Source organism: Kitasatospora sp. NPDC023120, from assembly GCF_055560835.1.
In genome coordinates this window covers 16,016-32,743 of record NZ_JBVHHY010000050.1, presented here as the reverse complement: position 1 = coordinate 32,743, position 16,728 = coordinate 16,016, and the positions used below count along the sequence as shown (strand labels likewise).

Sequence of the window (16,728 nt, the reverse complement as noted above, 5' to 3'; positions counted from 1 at the left end):
GCTTCCGCATCGAACTCGGCGAAGTCGAAGCCGCACTCGCCCGACTCCCCCACGTCACCCAAGCCGTCGCCGTCGCACACACCACCGGCACAGGCGTGCGCCGACTCGTCGGCTACGTCGTACCGACCGGACCGGACTGCGACCCGACAGCCATCCGCCGCACCCTCGCCGACACCCTCCCCGACTACATGGTCCCCTCCATCGTCGTCGTCCTCGAGCGCCTGCCACTCACACCCAACGGCAAGATCGACCGCAAGGCCCTGCCCGACCCCGACCTCAACACCCTCACCGGCACCACCCTCCCCCGCACCGAACGCGAAGCCGTCCTGTGCACGCTCTTCGCCGAGGTCCTCGGGATGGAGCGGGTCGGCGTCGAGGACAGCTTCTTCGACCTCGGCGGGCACTCGCTCCTCGCGACCCGGCTCGCCGACCGGATCAGCTCGGTCCTGGAGATCACCCTCCCTGTCCGTGCTGTCTTCGAGGCCCCGACTGCCAGGTCGATGGCTCAGCGCCTCGGCGGTGCCGCCCCGACCGAGGACGCATTCGGCATGGTTCTCCCCCTCCGCGAGACCGGAAATGAGGCTCCGCTCTTCTGCATTCACCCCGGATCGGGAATTAGCTGGCCATATGCCGGAATTCTCGGACACATCGACTCGGACCGCCCCGTCTACGGTCTGCAGGCCCGGGGCATCAGGAGCCGGGAGGAGCTCCCCGGCACCATCGGCGAGATGGCGAGGGAATACGTCCGGAAGGTGCGGAGGATTCAGCCGTCCGGTCCGTATCACCTGCTCGGCTGGTCATTCGGCGGCGTGGTCGCTCACGCCATGGCGGTCCGGCTTCGGGGGTCCGGTGAAGAAGTCGTCTTCTGCGGGCTGCTGGACGCCTACCCGAGGATCTCGAACCCCACGGCCGACCCGACCGAGGCGGAGCTGGTGTCGGAGTTCCTGCAGGCCCTCGGCGTGGACCTGTCCGACCGGGACGAACGGGAGCTCCGACCTGCGGACCTGCTGGAGGCCCTGCGTTCCGAGGGAAGCCTCTACGGCGAATTCAACGAACAGGAGATCGAGAACATCCTCGCTGTCACACGGAACAATCGCGCCCTGATGCAGGGGTACGAGCCGGAGAAATTCGACGGTTCGATACTCTTCATCGCCGCAGCGGAAGATCCTTCGGCATCCCCGGCCGCCAACCCCTGGGAGCCTTATGCCACAGGCGGTGTGACGAACCGTTCGATCACGGCAAAGCATGAGGATATGATGCAGCCGGAAGCTCTGGCTCAGATCGGCCCGCTACTGCAGCAGGCAATCGAGAAGACCCGCTAGGTCCATTCCGGCGGGAAGAAGAGAAGGAGTCAACAATGGCCAATCCGTTTGACGACGAGCAGGGATCCTTCCTGGTTCTCACCAACTCCGAGGGTCAGCACTCCCTCTGGCCGGAGTTCGCGGAGATCCCCGACGGCTGGTCGGCCGCCTTCGGCCCCGAGCAGCGCGCCGCCTGCCTGTCGTTCATCGAGACCAACTGGACCGACATGCGGCCGAAGAGCCTCCAGGACGAGATGAGCAGCGCAACCCCCTCGTCCCCCGCCAGCTGATCCCGGTTCCACCCGCCCGCCCGTCCGTCCGCCGGCCATCCCGGCGGGCGGGCGGACGGCGCCCTGCGCCGGGTCTGACGACCACTCGGCAGCAGGACGGCCACCGACCCGACGCCGAGGGCCGCTCGGCGTCGGACCTCCCTCCCGGCATCGCCCGGCGTACTCCGGACGGAGCACGGCGGTGCCGCCCGGGAGGGTCAACGCCGCGGTAGCGGCTTGCCCGTCCGGAGGGGCTCCCGCGAAGGTGGTGCCGCAGCTCCCCGGCCGTGCCCGTCCTGGTCCGAAGGCGTCTCCGTGCCCATCTCCTCCACCCCGCCGTCCCGGACCGCCACCGGCCGGCATCCCCGACTCCGGGTCAGGTCCGCCCGCCGGCCGCGCCGCCGCCCGGTCGCCCGGACAGCGGCGCGGCCGCGGAGCGGTGGGGGCAGGTGGCGCCTCGTCGCGGTGCTGGTGCTGATCACCGCCGTCGTCGGCGCCGGGATCGCGCTGTACCTCAACGAGCGCGCCAGCCACGACCGCGAGCAGTTCACCGGGCTCAGCGGCGGCACGGACTTCCTGTACCTGGACGTGGTCGTCCAGCGGGTGGACCCGGGCGGGCTGGCGATGGCGGCGAAGGTGCTGGTCCAGCCGCAGGGCGCGCTGGCCGCGCCCGACAACCCGCTCGCGCCCGCCGCCGAGCTGCGGGTGGAGACGACCTCGCTGGAGCGCGCGGTCCTGCAGTTCCCCGCCGGACAGCGGGTCGTGGTCGAGAACGTGCCGTTCAACCTGCTGGAGGGGCGGATCTCGGACTACCCCTTCGACCACTACCAGTCGCTGGTGGGCTTCCAGGCGACGTCCGGCGGACACCCGGTGCCGGTGGTGGTGAACCTCGTCAACGCCGACCCGTTCTTCGTGCTCCGCAGCAGCGGCGAGCAGGTCGAGAACGGGGCGGTCCTGGTGCCGGAGCGGCTGACCCGCTCGCGCAGCACGTTCATCCTCGCCTGGTTCATGATCGCGGCGATGTGGGGACTGGCGCTGTCGGTCCTGACGGCGGCCTGGATGATCGTCTCGCGCCGACGCGGACTGGTCTGGCCGGCCCTCGGCTGGATGGCCGCCACCCTGTTCGCCCTGGTGGGGATGCGCAACGCGGCGCCCGGCAACCCCCCGATCGGCTCGGTCCTGGACTACGCCGCGTTCTTCTGGGCCGAGGCGATCATCGCGATCTCGCTGACGGTGATCGTCGTCCGCGGCGCGCAGGTCGAGCGACACGCGGCACCGGGCTGAGCGATGCCGGAGAGCGCCGTGCCCGCCCGCGGACGAGCGGGCTGAGCACACCGGAAGCGCGGCGAGCACGCCAGACGCGTGGCGACGCGGCGAGGCCGCGCCTGCGGGGGCAGGCGCGGCCTGGTCGCGGAGAGGGGGTCAGACCGTTGCCGGGGCGTCGGCCGCGTCGGGGGACGGCTCGGCGGGCTTCGGCCGGGCGAAGTGCTGGTAGGCGATCGTCGCGGCCGCCAGGGACGCCCCGACCAGGCCGGTGACCGCGAAGCCCCAGGCCGGTGCGGAGTGGTCGATGACGGCTCCGGCCAACGGCGCGCCGATCGCCGCGCCGATGGTCATCGCCGAGCCCTGCAGGCCCGCGGCCTGGCCGACCACGGACGGCGGCACCGCCCGGGTGACCTCCTCGGATGCCGAGGCGAGGGTGGGCGCGCACACGAAGCCCGAGGGGAGCAGGGCCACGGCGAGCCAGATCCACCCCGCGTGGCCGATCAGCCCGACGGGGGCGATGGTGAGCCCCATCAGCAGCATCAGCCGCGGCAGCCGCCACGGCCGGCTGGTGGCGCCGTGCCAGAAGCCGCCGACCATGGAGGCCGCGCACCAGATCGCGACGCAGATGCCCGCCCACTGGGTGTCGCCGATCCCGCGCAGGACGGCGGTGATCGAGATCTCGCTGCCGGCCAGGACGAGGTTCGCCGCCATGCTGACGCCCAGGACCAGCAGGAAGCCCGGGCGGAGCCAGACGCTGCGCCCCTCCCCCGCCGTGCCCGCCTCCGGGGCCGTCGCACCCTTCGGGCCGGCCGCCGCGCCGTCGGCCCCCTGGGCCGGGGCGAGCCGGGTGAGCAGCAGCCCGGCTCCCAGGTAGAGCACGCCGATGCCGGTCATCGTCGCGGTCGCGTCGTTGACGGCGGTGATGGCACCGACCGCCGCGGCCGGTCCGACCATGAACACCACCTCGACCAGGATCGCGTCGAGGGCGAACGCCTGCCGCTGCTGCTCGGCGGGGATGTTCGTGGCGATCGCCCGGCGGATGGCCGTGAACACCGGGAGCCCCATGAACCCGGCCACCAGGGAGGCCGCGAGCAGCCACGGGTAACTGAGGTAGGGCGCGCCGATCCAGAACACGGCGTCGACCGTGCCGGTGACCAGGACCACCGGGCGCACCCCGAAGCGGTCCAGGGAGCGGCCCAGCAGGGGCGCGCCCAGGGCCCCGCCGACCGTCAGCATCAGGTCCGCGAGCCCCGCCGAACCGTAGCCGCGGTCCAGGTCGATGACGACGTGCAGGGCGAGGGCCATCGAGGCGGCCGTGAACGGGAGGCGGGCGAGCAGCCCGACGATGAACACGGTGCGCGCTCCGGGGAGCGCCAGGAGTCCTCGGTAGGACGCGAAGGCCTTGAACACCGGTCACTCCTCCCCGACGCGGACGAGCATCTTGCCGGTGTTCTCGCCCCGCAGCACCCCGAGGAAGGCGTCCACGACGTGCTCGAAGCCGTCGACGACCTGCTCGTCGGCGACGATCCGGCCGGCCTGCAGATGGGGCGTCAGCCAGATCTGGGCCTCCTGCCGCAGGTGCATGAAGTGCCGTACCTGGTAGCCGCGCAGGTGGATGCTGCGGTCCGACACGGCGTAGAGGTTGCGGGGCGCCGCGGGCGGCCGGTCGGGGTGGTTGTACTGGGAGATCGCGCCGACCCAGGCGATTCGGCCGAACTCCTTGGTGGCGCCGATCGCGGCCTCCAGGTGGTCGCCGCCGACGCCCTCCAGCACGGCGTCGACGCCGTTCGGGGCCGCCTTCGCCAGCAGGTCGGTGACGGGCCCGTCGTGGTAGTCGAAGGCGGCGTCGAAGCCGAGCCGCTCCACGACGTGCCGTGCCTTCGCCGCCGAGCCGGCGCTGCCGACCACGTGCCCGGCGCCGGTCAGCTTGGCGATCTGGCCGGCCACGCCGCCGACCGCGCCGGCGGCCGCCGAGATGTAGACCGACTCCCCGGACTGGACCCGGAGGATCTCGCGGACGCCCACGTAGGCGGTCAGGCCGGTCGCGCCGAGGACGGACAGGTACGTCGACGTCGCCACGCCGGCTGCGGGCCGGACCACGCGTCCGTAGCCGTGCTGGATCAGGGAGTGCGTGCTCCAGCCCCCGCCGTGCTCCACCAGGTCCCCCACCCGCAGGTCGGGGTCCTCGGAGCGGACGATGCGGCCGATGGCGCGGCCGTACCCCAGCGGTTCGTGGAGCGGCCACTCCTCGTCCATGAGCTCCCGCATGTACGGGTCGACGGACAGGTAGACGTTCTCCGCCAGGGCGGTGCCGGGTTCGACCGCGGGGAGCGGGTGCTCCACGACGGCGAAGTGTTCGGCGCCGGGAACGCCGTCGGGGCGTGCCACCTGGTGCACGGCGCGGAATGTGGAAGACATCGTCTCCGTCCTGGGTTGTGGGCTGGCGGGCGTCAGAAGCGGCGTCGAACAGCGGGAGCGGGGTCGGGCGGGCTCAGTGGCGCTCGGTGCCCTCGTCCGGGTAGAGGAACATCGGGGCCAGTCGCCGGTCGGTGGAGTCGGCCGGCTCGCCGGAGTGCACGAGCCGTCCCCCGCCGCCGCCCAGACCGCCCGGGACCCAGTACAGGCCCAGGCACGCGTCCCAGGACTCCGTCAGACCGGTCTCGGTGTTCACCACCCGTTCCTCGCGGGGCACGACCCGCTGCTGGACCACCGCGCCCTCGGCGGCGCCGCGCCGCAGCGCGTCCGCCCACTGCCCGTCGGAGACGAGCCAGCCGCAGGTGATGCCCTGGCCGCCGAAGCCGCCGTCGGGCTTGAGGATCAGGTGCTCGCGGCGCTCGCGGCAGTCCGCGACCACCTGGTCGAGCCCCGCCGCACCGGGCACCAGGGCCCGGGTCCACGGCAGCACCCGGTCCACCAGGTCCCGTTCGTCCTGCGACATGTGGCCGCGCAGCCGGGGGTCCGACAGGTACGCCAGCCACCGCTTGTTGTCGGTCAGGTCGCACTCCAGCGGGGCCCACAGCGCCACCTGCCCGGCCCGGTGCGCGTCCCGCAGCCGGACCGTGGTGCGCCAGGCGTCCGCGTCGTCGACGACCTGGTCCAGGTCGAACAGCCGGTACACCAGGTCCACCGGGCGGCCCTGGAAGCGCACCCCGGAGGCGGTCACCTCCAGCTCGTGGACCTCCCCGATCCGGCAGTCGAGCCCCTCGGCCTCCAGCAGGCGCCGCAGCAGGTACCAGGAGCCCTCGGCGTAGAGGTCCAGGCCGCCCGTTCCCTCGACCATGGCGATGACCGGGTCGCGGCCCGAGCAGACCTGCGCGGCCGCTTCCCGCAGCGCGCCCGCCAGCAGCTTCGTCTGGGGCAGGTGGTGCAGGCCGTGCGCCGTCCCGAACTCGCGGAACGCGTCGTCGGCCCAGAACATGTCGGCCAGCGGTTCCACCCACTCCTGGCCGCCGACGGATCCGCCGACGTTGAACTCCAGGACCCGCAGCGCCTCGCCGTCGTGGTAGGCGTCGATCCGGCCGAAGCGCGCCGGGCGCTGCTTGTCGAAGTCCCCGACCAGCTCGGCCTTGCGCGGGTCCAGGCCGAGCGCCCGGCAGGTCCGTTCGACGTCGCCGTCGAAGAGCCGGGCCGGCAGGGTCGTCAGCAGTTCGACCGCGCCGAGCAGGTCGGCTCCGAAGGTGCGCAGCTCCGACTCGGGGTAGACCAGCGGCCGGCTCAGGTACCGGGCCCGGCGCAGGTCGGCGAGGACGGGGTGGCGCCGGGGGTCGATCGACCGCAACGGGCTGTCCGGCTTGGCGAGTTCCGCGTTGAGCAGCGCGCTCACGGGTTCCTTCGGGATCACGACTCCACCCTTCGGTCGATGACGCCGCGGACCTTGCCGCTGACGGGGTGGCGCGGCAGCTCGCCCTCGCCGAGGCACTCCACAGCGAAGTGCAGGAGCAGCTCGTCGGTCTCGAACTCCTGCCGGGAGCCGAGGAGCGAGAACTTCGACTCCAGGTGCGCCTTCACCACCGCCGGGTCCAGCGGACGGGCGGACTCGGTCCGGATCACGATGGACTCGTGCCCGTCGCGGGAGGCCACCTCGACCTGCACCTGGGAGACCTCGAACGGGGCCAGCTCGGTCACGATGTCCGCGTACAGCATGGTCTGGGCGTGGGCCTTGATCTGCCCGTCGGAGCGCCCCAGGTACTCCAGCACCCGGCCGGTGAGGCCGCAGCCGCAGCTGTACCGGAAGATCCGGCCGATGTCGCCGATCCGGTAGCGGATGAGCGGCCCTTCGAGCTTCTGCAGGCTGGTCACCAGCAGTTCGCCGACCTCGCCGTCGGGCAGCGTACGGCCCTGCTCGTCGACCACCTCCAGCAGGTTGTAGTCGTCGCAGACGTGGTGCAGCGTGCCGCTCATCTCGGAACACTGGTAGCCGAGTTGGGCGCCGTCGTTGGCGGCGAGGATGCTGGCCACGACCTTGGCGCCCAGCTCGTCGCGAAGCCACTGCTTGTCGGTCTCCATCATCGGGCTGCCGCCGTACAGCACCTTCTCGATCCGCAGCTCGGGGTAGGCGGCCTTGGCGGTCCGCAGCACCGGCAGCAGCAGTGCGGGCATGCCCAGCACGGCGTTGGCGTCGAAGCTGCGCACCAGCATCAGGATGTGGTCCGCGCTCGCGCTGCCGCCGACGGTGTAGGTCTCCACCGGCATCCGGGAGAGCTCGTTCTGGCTGGTCACCAGCCCGCCGTAGAGCTCCCCGCCGAACAGGGTGTTGATCACCCGGTCGCCCGGGCGCAGGCCCAGGGCGTACAGCACCGGGATCGCCTCGCGGATCATGTTGGCCCAGTCGGCGCGCGAGTAGACGATGTACCGGGGGGTGCCGGCGGTGGCGCCGCTGCGCAGGACCTCGCCGCTGGGCCGGTCGCCGCTGGACAGGTCGCGAGCGGTCGGCAGGGAGTGCCGCTCCAGGTCGGACTTGTCGAGGATCGGCAGCCGCTGGAGGTCGGCGCGGTCGGTCACCCGCGGCAGGTCGAGCCCCCGGTAGTACGGGGCGCGCCGGGCCCGCTCGACCAGGTAGCGCAGGCGCGCCGCCACCCGGCCGTCCAGCCCTTCGGCGGCCGCGGCCCGGGCCCGGGCCAGCGTGGTGCCCGGCAGGTACTCGCGCCGGGACAGCCCCTGGGCCCAGCCGGAGGTGCAGTCGAGCCGGAAGCGCCGGGCGTCGACGGCGGCGTCCGGTGCCGCGCCGCCGACCGCCGGCAGCGGCGGGACGTCGACCGCGACGGCGTCCGGGAAGGACGCGCCCGGCTCGGCGGTCCGCAGGGCGGGCAGCGGGAAGCCCGGGGCCCGCAACAGGTCCTCGACCGTGCGCCACCACTGCGGCCGCGCGGTGCGGACGATGACGTCGTTCCCGGACGCCCAGGCCAGCAGCAGGCCGCGGACGGCCGGCTCGGCGGAGTCCGGCGCCGGGCCGTCGAGGACGGCCGGGTCGTCGAGGACGACGGTGCCGACCGGCGAGAAGACGATCACGTCGTCGCTGTCCGTCAGCGGCCGCCACGGGTACTGGCTGACGCCGCCGAACAGCTCGTCCAGCCCTTCGGCCAGCTCCTCCGTCCGGAACAGGAAGTCGGCGCCGGCGTCGACGAGCGCCCGCACCGCCGGCGAACCGGGCTCGCGCGTCAGCGCCCGCTCGACGTGTTCGACGGCCAGCAGCAGGTCGGTCGGGTGGTACGGCCCGGCGTTCGTGGTCGGCGGCTCGGCCGCCGAGCGGGTCGGGGTGGTGGTGGCGGTCACGGTCTGGGACCTCCTGGGGTGTGGGCCGGCTCGGGCTGGCTGACCCGGACGGAACGGGTGCAGTCGGCGAGGAAGCGGGCGAGTTCGACGGGGTCGGGGTGCGAGGCCTCGATGAAGGCGGGGACCTGCCACTCCTGGTAGGTGATCCGGGCAGAGCCTCCCTCGGACTCGGCGCCGGGGTTCTCGAGCAGGTGCAGCCGGTCGAGCGCCGGGTGGTCGCGCAGGTGCTCGGGCACCTCGGTCCGCCAGGGCCGGGCGGGGTCCAGCCGGTGCCCGGGGAAGATGGCGAAGCCGTGGTACCGCCCGCTCGGCGCCAGGCGGTCCGGGCGCGGCAGGCCGAGCCGGATCGCGATCTCGTGCCGGGCCAGGTGGACCCCGGTGTGCCGCAGGTGGGCGGTGACGATGCCGCCGCCGCCGAGCCGGTTCGCCACCTCCAGGAACACCAGCTCCCCGGCGGCCGTCTCGAAGAACTCCAGGTGGATGCACCCGGCCTCGATCCGGAGCGCCCGGACCACCTGCTCGGTGAAGGCCGTGTGGCACGGGTCGGGCGGCAGCTGCCCGGTCGCGATGGGGGCGCCGGCGGCGAAGTCGACGGGCTTGCCGACGTACCGGCTGACCACCAGATCGCTCACCCGGCCGTCGGTCACCAGCCCGTCCGCGTGCAGGAGTTCGCCCTCGACGTACTCCTCCAGCTGGTAGGCCTCCCGGTCGGGCAGGCCGCGGTGGTGGGCGACGGCCTCCTCGGCGGTGGCGTGGACGGTGACCCCGTCGCTGGAGGCGCCCAGCCGCGGCTTGACGACCGTACGGCCGGACCACGGCAGCCGGCCCGAGGCGGGCGGGGCCGCGACGAACCGGGGGTGCCGCACATCGGCGTCGACCAGCGCCTGCTTCATCGCGACCTTGTCGCGGATCAGCTCCAGGCTGGCCCGGTCGGGGCCGGGGATGCCGAGGTGCTCGCGGATCGCCGCGGCTTCGAGGATCCCGAACTCCGAGAGGGCCAGCACCTGTTCCCACCCGTCCTCGCGGCGGGTGCGGGCGATGATCTGCTCGGCGAGCCCGTCCGGGCCGTCGAGGACCACCCGCCCGCAGCGCAGCGGCTCCGGGATCTCCGCGATCGACTCGGCCGTCCCGAAGTACGTGACGTCGTGCGCCCCGTGGTCGAGCCCCAGGTGGTAGTCGATCTTGCGGTACGGGACCTGATGCATCACCAGGATCTTCACAGTCGGCACTCCAGGGCCGTGATCCCCCAGCTGAACCCCATCGCGCTGGTCGCCAGCAGGACGAGGTCGCCGTCGTGCACCCGGCCCTGGTCGACCAGCTCGCGCAGCGCGATCAGGGTGTCCGCGCCGCCCATGTGGCCCTGCCGGTCGTAGGCGAACACCGACTTCTCCTCGGGCAGGCCGAGGGTGGCCAGCAGCCGCTCGTGCATCCACCGGTCGCCGTGGTTGATCAGGAAGTGGGCGACGTCGTCGACCTTGGCCCCGAGCGCCCGCAGGGTCTCGTCCACCAGGGACCTGAAGTTCTCGACGTAGGCGTCCGCCAGTCCGCGCCGGTGGGGCTCCTGCCGGATCACCACGCCGTCGGGGCGGTGCTCCCCGCGGTAGTAGTCGGCCCAGCTGCCGTCGGTGCGCATGGCGGAGTACGCGAGGGTGAAGGGCCCGGACCCGGCGGCGAGCAGCACCGCGGCCGCCGCGTCGCCGAAGTTGAACAGGTCCAGGCTGGCGGGGTCGGAGCGGTCGACCAGTCGGCTCAGCCGGTCGCCGATCAGGACCAGGGCGTGGCCTGAGCCCTGCGCGTCGAGCCGGTCGCCCGCGATCCGCAGCGCGGTGGCACCCGCGTTGCAGAAGTTGCCGACCTCGAAGCAGTGCGCCCGCTCGATGCCCAGCGCGTGCGCGACCTTGGCCGCCGGCGACCAGAACGGGTGGTCCCACTCGCCCGAGCCGGCGTGGATGACGGTGCCGATCCCCTCCGGTGCGATTCCGGTGCGCTCCAGGACCTCGCGGGCCGCGTCCCGCACCAGCTCCCAGGAGGCCTCCCCCTCACCCAGCCCGGGGAACCCCTCGGCGTGGGTGACGGCCCGGATGTCGGCCAGCGGCACCCCGGAGGCGGCGTGCAGGTCGTGCACGTCGACCCGCCCCTCGGGGTACCGGACCGCGAAGTCCGCGATGGCGCTCACTGCACCCGCTCTTCGACCGGCTTCGCGTCGCCGCCCGCCACCTCGATGCTGACGCGGTGCACGGTGCGCCCGACGCCCGGCTCGACCTCGGTCGCGATGTGGTAGGTCGTGCGGGTCTTCCAGATGACCAGGTCCTGCGGCGTCCACACGTGGGTGTAGACGTGGCTCTCGTCCGTGATCAGGTCGTCCAGCAGTGCGAAGAAGGCCTCGTTCTCGTTCGGGTCGAAGCCCTCGACGCCGGCCATGTACTCCCGGCTGCCGTAGACGTAGGAGCGGCCGGTGGTCTCGTCCTTGGCGATCACGGGGTGCTGGACCGGCGGGTGCTCGTAGTCGGCCTGGGCCCGGAACTCGGCCACGGACAGGCCCACGTGCTCCGGACGGATGCGCAGCCGCTTGCTCACGGTGTGGTTGCCGATGCGGTCGGCGAGCTTGGCCTTCCACTCCTCCGGGAGGCGGTCGTACACGTCCGCGGCGCTGGCGAACTTGGTGTGCCCGCTGGTGGAGGGCACGTTGACGCCGTGCAGCATGGTGAACGGCGCGGGGTCGGCGACGAAGGTGGAGTCCTGGTGCCAGAAGTTGCCGACCCGGGCGACGCCGACCGGCTTGCCGTCCTTCTGCTCGTTGGAGGAGATCATGATCTCCTCGAACTCCGGGTGCCGGTACTTGCCGATGACGAACGGCACCGGGCGGCCCAGCCGCTTGGCGAGCTCGATCTGCTGCTCGGGCGTCAGGTCGATGGAGCGCACCACGACCACGTCGTGCGCGTGCAGCGCCCCGACCAGCTCCTCCCACAGGGCCTGGTCCTGCAGGTCGTCGTAGGTGACGTCGGTGAACTCCACGCCGACGAACGGGGTGCTCTGCTTCTTGGCGGTCATCGGGATTCCTCCGTGGTCGGGGTCGAGGGGGCGAAGGCCTGCAGGCAGTGGTGCAGCGACTCGGCGAAACGGGCGATCTGCTCCGGCGTCCGGAACGGGGCGACCGTCACGCGGTAGCGCTCGCTGCCCTTGGCGACCGAGGGGTAGTTGATCGGCTGGACGTAGATGTCGTGCTGCTCGAGCAGCATCGTGGCCACCTCGCGGACCCGCTCGGCTCCGCGCACCATCACCGGGACGAGGTGGCTGTCGGCGTCGAGGAACTCGATGCCGCGCACGCGCAGTTCGGCCTTCAGCAGGGCGACCTTGGCGTCCAGTTCGGCGCGGAGCTCGATGCCCTTCTGGACGATGTCCAGGGTGCAGAGGGTGGCGTCCATGGAAGCCTGCGGCAGCGCCGTGGTGAAGATGAACCCGGGCGCCTGCGACCGGATGTAGTCCAGGGCGACGTCCGGGCCGGCCACGTAACCGCCCACCGTTCCCAAGGACTTGCCGAAGACGCCCTGCACGAAGGTGGCGCGGTGGTCGCCGAGCTCCTCGCTGAGGCCGGCGCCGGTGGCACCGCGCACCCCGATTGAGTGGGTCTCGTCGAGCCAGGTCAGCGCGTGGAACTCCTCGGCGAGGTCGAGGATCTCCGACAGCGGCGAGGTGTCGCCGTCCATGGAGTACACGGACTCGAACACGATGAGCTTCGGCAAGTGGGCGGGGGTCGCCTCCAGCCGGGCGCGCAGGTCGTCCAGGTCGTTGTGCGCGAACACCTGCTTGGGCGCGCCGGAGCGGATGATGCCCTCGATCAGCGACCGGTGGTTGAGCGCGTCCGAGAACACCACCATGCCGGGCGTGGCGGCGATCAGGGTGCTGAGCGACTCGAAGTTGGCGACGTACCCGCTGGAGAAGACGAGGGCACGCTCCTTTCCGTGCCACTCGGCCACCCGGCGCTCCAGCTCGACGTGCGCCACGCTGGTGCCGGCGATGTTGCGCGACCCGCCGGTGCCGGTGCCGTGCTGCGCGACCGAGGCCTGCTGCGCGGTGATGGCCTCCGGGTGCTGGCTGAGGCCCAGGTAGTCGTTGCTGCACCAGACCTGCACCAGGCGGTCGTTGTGCCAGGTGTGGCCGGGTTGGGCTGCTTGATGGGCGACCGGGAGGAAGTCCCGGTACAGCCGGTCGGCCTTGAGTTCGTCGAGCCGGAACCGCAGTGGGTCCAGGATCGACGCGTCTGTCGGTGTTTCCAGGATCTCGGCAGTCATTGATTCTCCGCTGGCAAGTGCGATGCGTCCGAGGCGGCGTGCAGCCGCGGCATCGCCGACCAAAAGAGTGCCGGGGACGCTTCCCGATCCGTTCCCGTACCGCTCCCGGACGCGGTACCGCACGACTCTCGGACGCGATCCCGGCTGCGATCCCGGCGGGGGGATCGAGGCCGGAAAAAGCTCGTATTGTAACGCCAGGTAACACCGGTCGGGCGGTGCACGAATGGGCTCAAAATCCCTGCAGCCTCACACTTTTGACTTTGCGGCAGGTTGCGGCACACAGGTCGCGAAGATAGACCTCTTGACCCGGTCACCCCCGGCATTCCGGCCGATATGCCGGAATTGCCGTGGGACCGTTCGGCGGTGGCGCACAATTCCCCGGCCCGCCCCCCGGGTTGCGGCATGTCAAATCCGGGCAAAGTGCGGTGGATCCCGGCCCGTAGATCCACTGCGGCCATAGAATGCCGGTGGTCGTGCGGTTCGCGCATAGGGGGGAGGGAGCATTGTGGGCAATCCTCGGTTCCTGCTGTTGGGGCCCTTGGAGGTGTGGGCGGGGGACCGACGGATACCGCTCGGCGGCAGGGTGAACGAGAAGGTCCTGACCCTGCTGCTGCTGGCACCGGGGCAGGTCCTGTCCGTGTCCCGGATCGTCGAGGGGATCTGGGGCGAGGCCGCGCCGGAGACGGCCACCCACCAGGTCCGCAAGGCGGTCTCCAACCTGCGCACCCGACTCCCCGGCGGCAAGCTGCTCATCGAGACCGTCGGCACCGGGTACCGCATCGCCGTGCCCGAGGACGACCTGGACGCGACGCGGTTCGCCGCGGCCGTCCAGCGGGCGCAGGCCCTGCTCGGCGACGGCCGGAACGACCGGGCGGCGGAGGAACTCCGCACGGCCCTGGACCTGTGGCGCGGGGCGGCCCTCGACGACCACGGCAGCGCGGTGCTATCGGCGGCGTCGGCGGCCCTGGAGGAGCGCCGGATGGCCGCCCTCGAACAGCTGCTGGCGCTGCGGCTGGAATCCGGGGAGGGCCCGGAGCTCATCGGCGAGCTGCGCGACCTCGTCGCCGCCAACCCGCTGCGGGAGCGGCTGTACGGCCACCTGATGCTCGCCCTGTACCGGTCCGGGCGCCGGGCCGACGCGCTCGACGTGTTCCGGTCCGTACGTCGGCTGCTGCGCGAGGACCTCGGCGTCGACCCGGGCCCCGAGCTGATCGGCCTGCACGAGGCGATCCTCAAGGACAGCCCGGACCTCCTGGCCGCCGCCCCCGCGGCGCGCCCCGCACCCGAGCCGGCCGAGCCCCCGCAGCAGCAGCCCGGCACCGTCCCCCGCCTGCTGCCGAGCGACCTGCCGGACTTCGTCGGGCGGACGGCGGAGCTGGCGGCGGTCGTGGCGGCCGCCGCCGGGGCCGGGACGGCGGGCGGGCGGATCGTCGCCGTCGACGGCATCGGCGGCTGCGGCAAGACCTCGTTCGCGATCCGGGCGGCCCACACCATCGCCGCGTCCTTCCCGGACGGCCAGATCTTCCTGGACCTGCAGAGCCACAGCCCGGGCGAGGAGCCCGTCAACGCGAACACCGCGCTCGACATCCTGCTGCGCGCCCTCGGCAAGCGCCCGGACGAGATACCCGACGACCTCGCGGGCCGGACGGGCATGTGGCGCAGCTGCCTGACCGACCGCCGCTACCTGCTCGTCCTCGACAACGTGCGGGAGGTCGGCCAGATCCGCCCCCTGCTCCCGGCGACCGCGGGCAGCATCGCGATCGTCACCAGCCGCGCCCGGCTGGTGGACCTCGACGGCGCCCGGTGGGTCTCGCTGCGGGAGCTCTCCCCGCACGAGAGCTCCGCGTTCCTGGCCCGGACCCTCGGCGCCGAGCTCGTCGCCGCCGACCTGCGCGGAGCCCGGGACCTCGCCGAGTTCTGCGGCCATCTCCCGCTGGCGCTGCGGATCGCCTCCGCCCGGCTGCTGAACCGCCCGGGCTGGACGCTGGACCGGATGGTGCGCAGACTCGCCGACCAGACCCGGCGCCTGGACGAACTCAGCAGCACCGACCGCAGTGTCGAGGCGACCCTCCGGTCCTCCTACGACGCCATGGAACCGCCGGTGCGCACCGCGTTCCGGCTCACCGCCCAGCACCCGGGCGGCGCGCTGGACGTCCACTCGGCGGCGGCCCTGCTCGGCCGCGACCTGTCCGCCGCCGACTCGGCGCTGGAGTCACTGCTGGACGTGCGGTTCCTGCAGCTGCGCAACGACGGCCGGTACGGGTTCCACGACCTGGTCCGGGCGTTCGCGCTGCGGCTGCGCGACGCGGACGGCGAGGCCGGCATCGCCCTGCGGCGGCTGCTCGACCACTACTGCCAGACCACCGACGACGCCTGCGCCCGGGTGTTCCCGTACTGGCGCCGGCTGGACACCACCTTCCACCCGGAGTCGCCGTATCTGCCGCGCTTCCCGGACCACGACGCAGCCCTGGAGTGGCTCGACCGCGAGCACTCCAGCCTGATCGCCGTGGTCCGGCGGGCCGAGCAGGAGCGGCTGGACCTGCACGCCGCGTACCTCGCCCGCAACCTGGCCTACCACCTGAACCTCCGCGGCTACTTCGAGGACTACTACGAGGTCGCCAAGATCGCCGTCGCCTGCGCCCGGCGCCTCGGCGACTCCTCGCTGCTGCTGCTGAGCCTGTCGAACCTGGCCGCGGTGTGCTGGAAGGTCGGCCGGCTGCCGGAGGGGGTCGCGGCCGCCGAGGAGGGGCTCGCCGCGTCCATCGCCATCAACGACGCCCACGCCGAGGCGCGTTGCCGCGGCACCCTGGGGATGCTGCTGACGACCGTGGGCGCGTACGACGCCGCCCTGCCGCACCTGGAGCGGAGCATCGCGCTGGGCACCGAGGCCGGCCTGCACCGGGAGACCGCCGAGTCGCTGACCGTGCTGAGCATGCTCCACGAGAACTGCGGCGACTTCCGCCGGTCCGTCGAATCGGCCCAGGCGGCGGTGGACCTCAGCCGCCGGCTGCACGCGGTCGAGATCGAGATCGCGGCCCTGACCGACAAGGCCGTCGCCCATCTGCGCTGCGGCGAACTGCCGCAGGCCCGGGCCTGCGTGGACCAGGCCAGGCCGCTGTCGGACGAGTCGAGGCTCCCCGGCAACGTCGCCCTGCTGCTGGCGGTCTGCGCCGAGGTCTCGGCCCTGAGCGGGGATCCGGAGGCGGCCGTCGAGCCGGGCGAGAACGCCCTGCGGCTGGCCGAGGCGAGCCGGACCCCGGTGCGCCAGGCGGCGGTCGCGAACATCGTGGGCCGGGCGCGGTTCGCCGTACGGGACTTCGAGGGGGCGCTGAAGGCGCACCGCTACGCCTACCGGCACGCGAGCGCGATCGGCTACCGGATCGAGGCGGCGCGCGCCCTGGAGGGCATGGAGGCGGCGGCCGCCGTGCTCGACGGCGCGGACCGGCCCAGCCCGGGGCGCATCCCGGTCTGACGCCCCGTCCCGGCCGGTGCCGGCGGCGGTCCGGACGGCTGCTCCGTACGGCGGCGGTCCGGGCGGCTGCCGTCCGCGCGGGCCCTGCCCCGGCACGGGCCGGCGTCGATTCCCACCCAGCGGTATCGAAACGGGAACTGCCCGGGATTGTCATGTTCGAGGCTATGCCAGGCACAGGAAACAGCTTCATTCACGAGAGGGCATCGAGGGGCATGGTCAAGAAGATCGCCGTCCTGTTCGGGGACGTCGACGCAGCGGTGGCACGCACGGCTTCCCCCGCGGCACCGCACGGGTCCTGCGCCTACACGGGAGGCTCCGGCTCGGGCGCCGACATCGGGCCCAGCTGATCCGGCGGC

General features: G+C 72.7%; 12 protein-coding genes. 4 read left to right on the top strand and 8 right to left on the bottom strand.

Going from position 1 to position 16,728, the window contains the following annotated elements; all coding sequences use genetic code 11:
• From ACZ3TI_RS38865 to ACZ3TI_RS38855, 3 genes are all read left to right on the top strand, one after another.
• A partial coding sequence (locus tag ACZ3TI_RS38865; protein WP_465734981.1) for an alpha/beta fold hydrolase occupies positions 1-1,322 on the top strand: 1,322 nt, incomplete at its 5' end.
• 35 nt (positions 1,323-1,357) lie between these two features.
• Positions 1,358-1,591, top strand: coding sequence for an MbtH family protein (locus ACZ3TI_RS38860; protein ID WP_465734979.1), 234 nt, complete (start codon positions 1,358-1,360; stop codon positions 1,589-1,591).
• A 444-nt stretch (positions 1,592-2,035) separates the two neighbouring features.
• Positions 2,036-2,854, top strand: a complete 819-nt coding sequence (locus tag ACZ3TI_RS38855) for a DUF4436 family protein (RefSeq protein ID WP_465734977.1) — start codon at positions 2,036-2,038, stop codon at positions 2,852-2,854.
• Positions 2,855-2,992: 138 nt separating this feature from the next.
• On the opposite strand, the gene ACZ3TI_RS38850 is transcribed toward ACZ3TI_RS38855, so the two are convergent.
• The 8 genes from ACZ3TI_RS38850 to hemA form a co-directional block, all read right to left on the bottom strand.
• Positions 2,993-4,246 carry an MFS transporter gene (locus ACZ3TI_RS38850; protein ID WP_465734975.1) on the bottom strand — a complete coding sequence of 418 codons (1,254 nt, stop codon included), beginning with the start codon at positions 4,244-4,246 and terminating at the stop codon, positions 2,993-2,995.
• A 3-nt stretch (positions 4,247-4,249) separates the two neighbouring features.
• Positions 4,250-5,254 carry a zinc-binding dehydrogenase gene (locus tag ACZ3TI_RS38845; RefSeq protein ID WP_465734973.1) on the bottom strand — a complete coding sequence of 335 codons (1,005 nt, stop codon included), beginning with the start codon at positions 5,252-5,254 and terminating at the stop codon, positions 4,250-4,252.
• A gap of 73 nt (positions 5,255-5,327) precedes the next feature.
• On the bottom strand, positions 5,328-6,677 hold the full coding sequence (locus tag ACZ3TI_RS38840) for a hypothetical protein (RefSeq protein WP_465734971.1): 1,350 nt from the start codon (positions 6,675-6,677) through the stop codon (positions 5,328-5,330).
• Positions 6,674-8,608: a phenylacetate--CoA ligase family protein gene (locus tag ACZ3TI_RS38835; protein WP_465734969.1), complete on the bottom strand. Its 1,935-nt coding sequence runs from the start codon at positions 8,606-8,608 to the stop codon at positions 6,674-6,676. Before ACZ3TI_RS38835 ends, ACZ3TI_RS38840 begins: the two co-directional genes overlap by 4 nt.
• Entirely contained in the window at positions 8,605-9,813 is a 1,209-nt protein-coding gene (locus ACZ3TI_RS38830; RefSeq protein ID WP_465734967.1) for an ATP-grasp domain-containing protein, read from the bottom strand. Before ACZ3TI_RS38830 ends, ACZ3TI_RS38835 begins: the two co-directional genes overlap by 4 nt.
• Positions 9,814-9,824: 11 nt before the next feature.
• The gene (locus tag ACZ3TI_RS38825) at positions 9,825-10,784 is read right to left on the bottom strand and encodes a 3-oxoacyl-ACP synthase III family protein (RefSeq protein ID WP_465734965.1); all 960 of its coding nucleotides are present in this window, start codon (positions 10,782-10,784) and stop codon (positions 9,825-9,827) included.
• Positions 10,781-11,659, bottom strand: coding sequence for a TauD/TfdA dioxygenase family protein (locus tag ACZ3TI_RS38820; RefSeq protein ID WP_465734963.1), 879 nt, complete (start codon positions 11,657-11,659; stop codon positions 10,781-10,783). Before ACZ3TI_RS38820 ends, ACZ3TI_RS38825 begins: the two co-directional genes overlap by 4 nt.
• Positions 11,656-12,900, bottom strand: a complete 1,245-nt coding sequence (gene hemA / locus ACZ3TI_RS38815) for a 5-aminolevulinate synthase (RefSeq protein WP_465734961.1) — start codon at positions 12,898-12,900, stop codon at positions 11,656-11,658. The genes ACZ3TI_RS38820 and hemA overlap by 4 nt, the downstream gene beginning before the upstream one ends.
• 505 nt (positions 12,901-13,405) lie before the next feature.
• On the opposite strand from hemA, the gene ACZ3TI_RS38810 reads away from it, so the two are divergent.
• A complete protein-coding gene (locus ACZ3TI_RS38810; protein WP_465734959.1) occupies positions 13,406-16,372 on the top strand; it encodes an AfsR/SARP family transcriptional regulator in 2,967 nt (988 codons plus the stop codon).
• Positions 16,373-16,728: the final 356 nt, after the last annotated feature.

Coding starts and splice junctions, on each gene's coding strand:
- ACZ3TI_RS38845 (WP_465734973.1), bottom strand. CDS start 5,254: ATGTCTTCCACATTCCGCGCCGTGCACCAGGTGGCACGCCCCGACGGC.
- ACZ3TI_RS38830 (WP_465734967.1), bottom strand. CDS start 9,813: ATGCATCAGGTCCCGTACCGCAAGATCGACTACCACCTGGGGCTCGAC.
- ACZ3TI_RS38860 (WP_465734979.1), top strand. CDS start 1,358: ATGGCCAATCCGTTTGACGACGAGCAGGGATCCTTCCTGGTTCTCACC.
- hemA (WP_465734961.1), bottom strand. CDS start 12,900: ATGACTGCCGAGATCCTGGAAACACCGACAGACGCGTCGATCCTGGAC.
- ACZ3TI_RS38820 (WP_465734963.1), bottom strand. CDS start 11,659: ATGACCGCCAAGAAGCAGAGCACCCCGTTCGTCGGCGTGGAGTTCACC.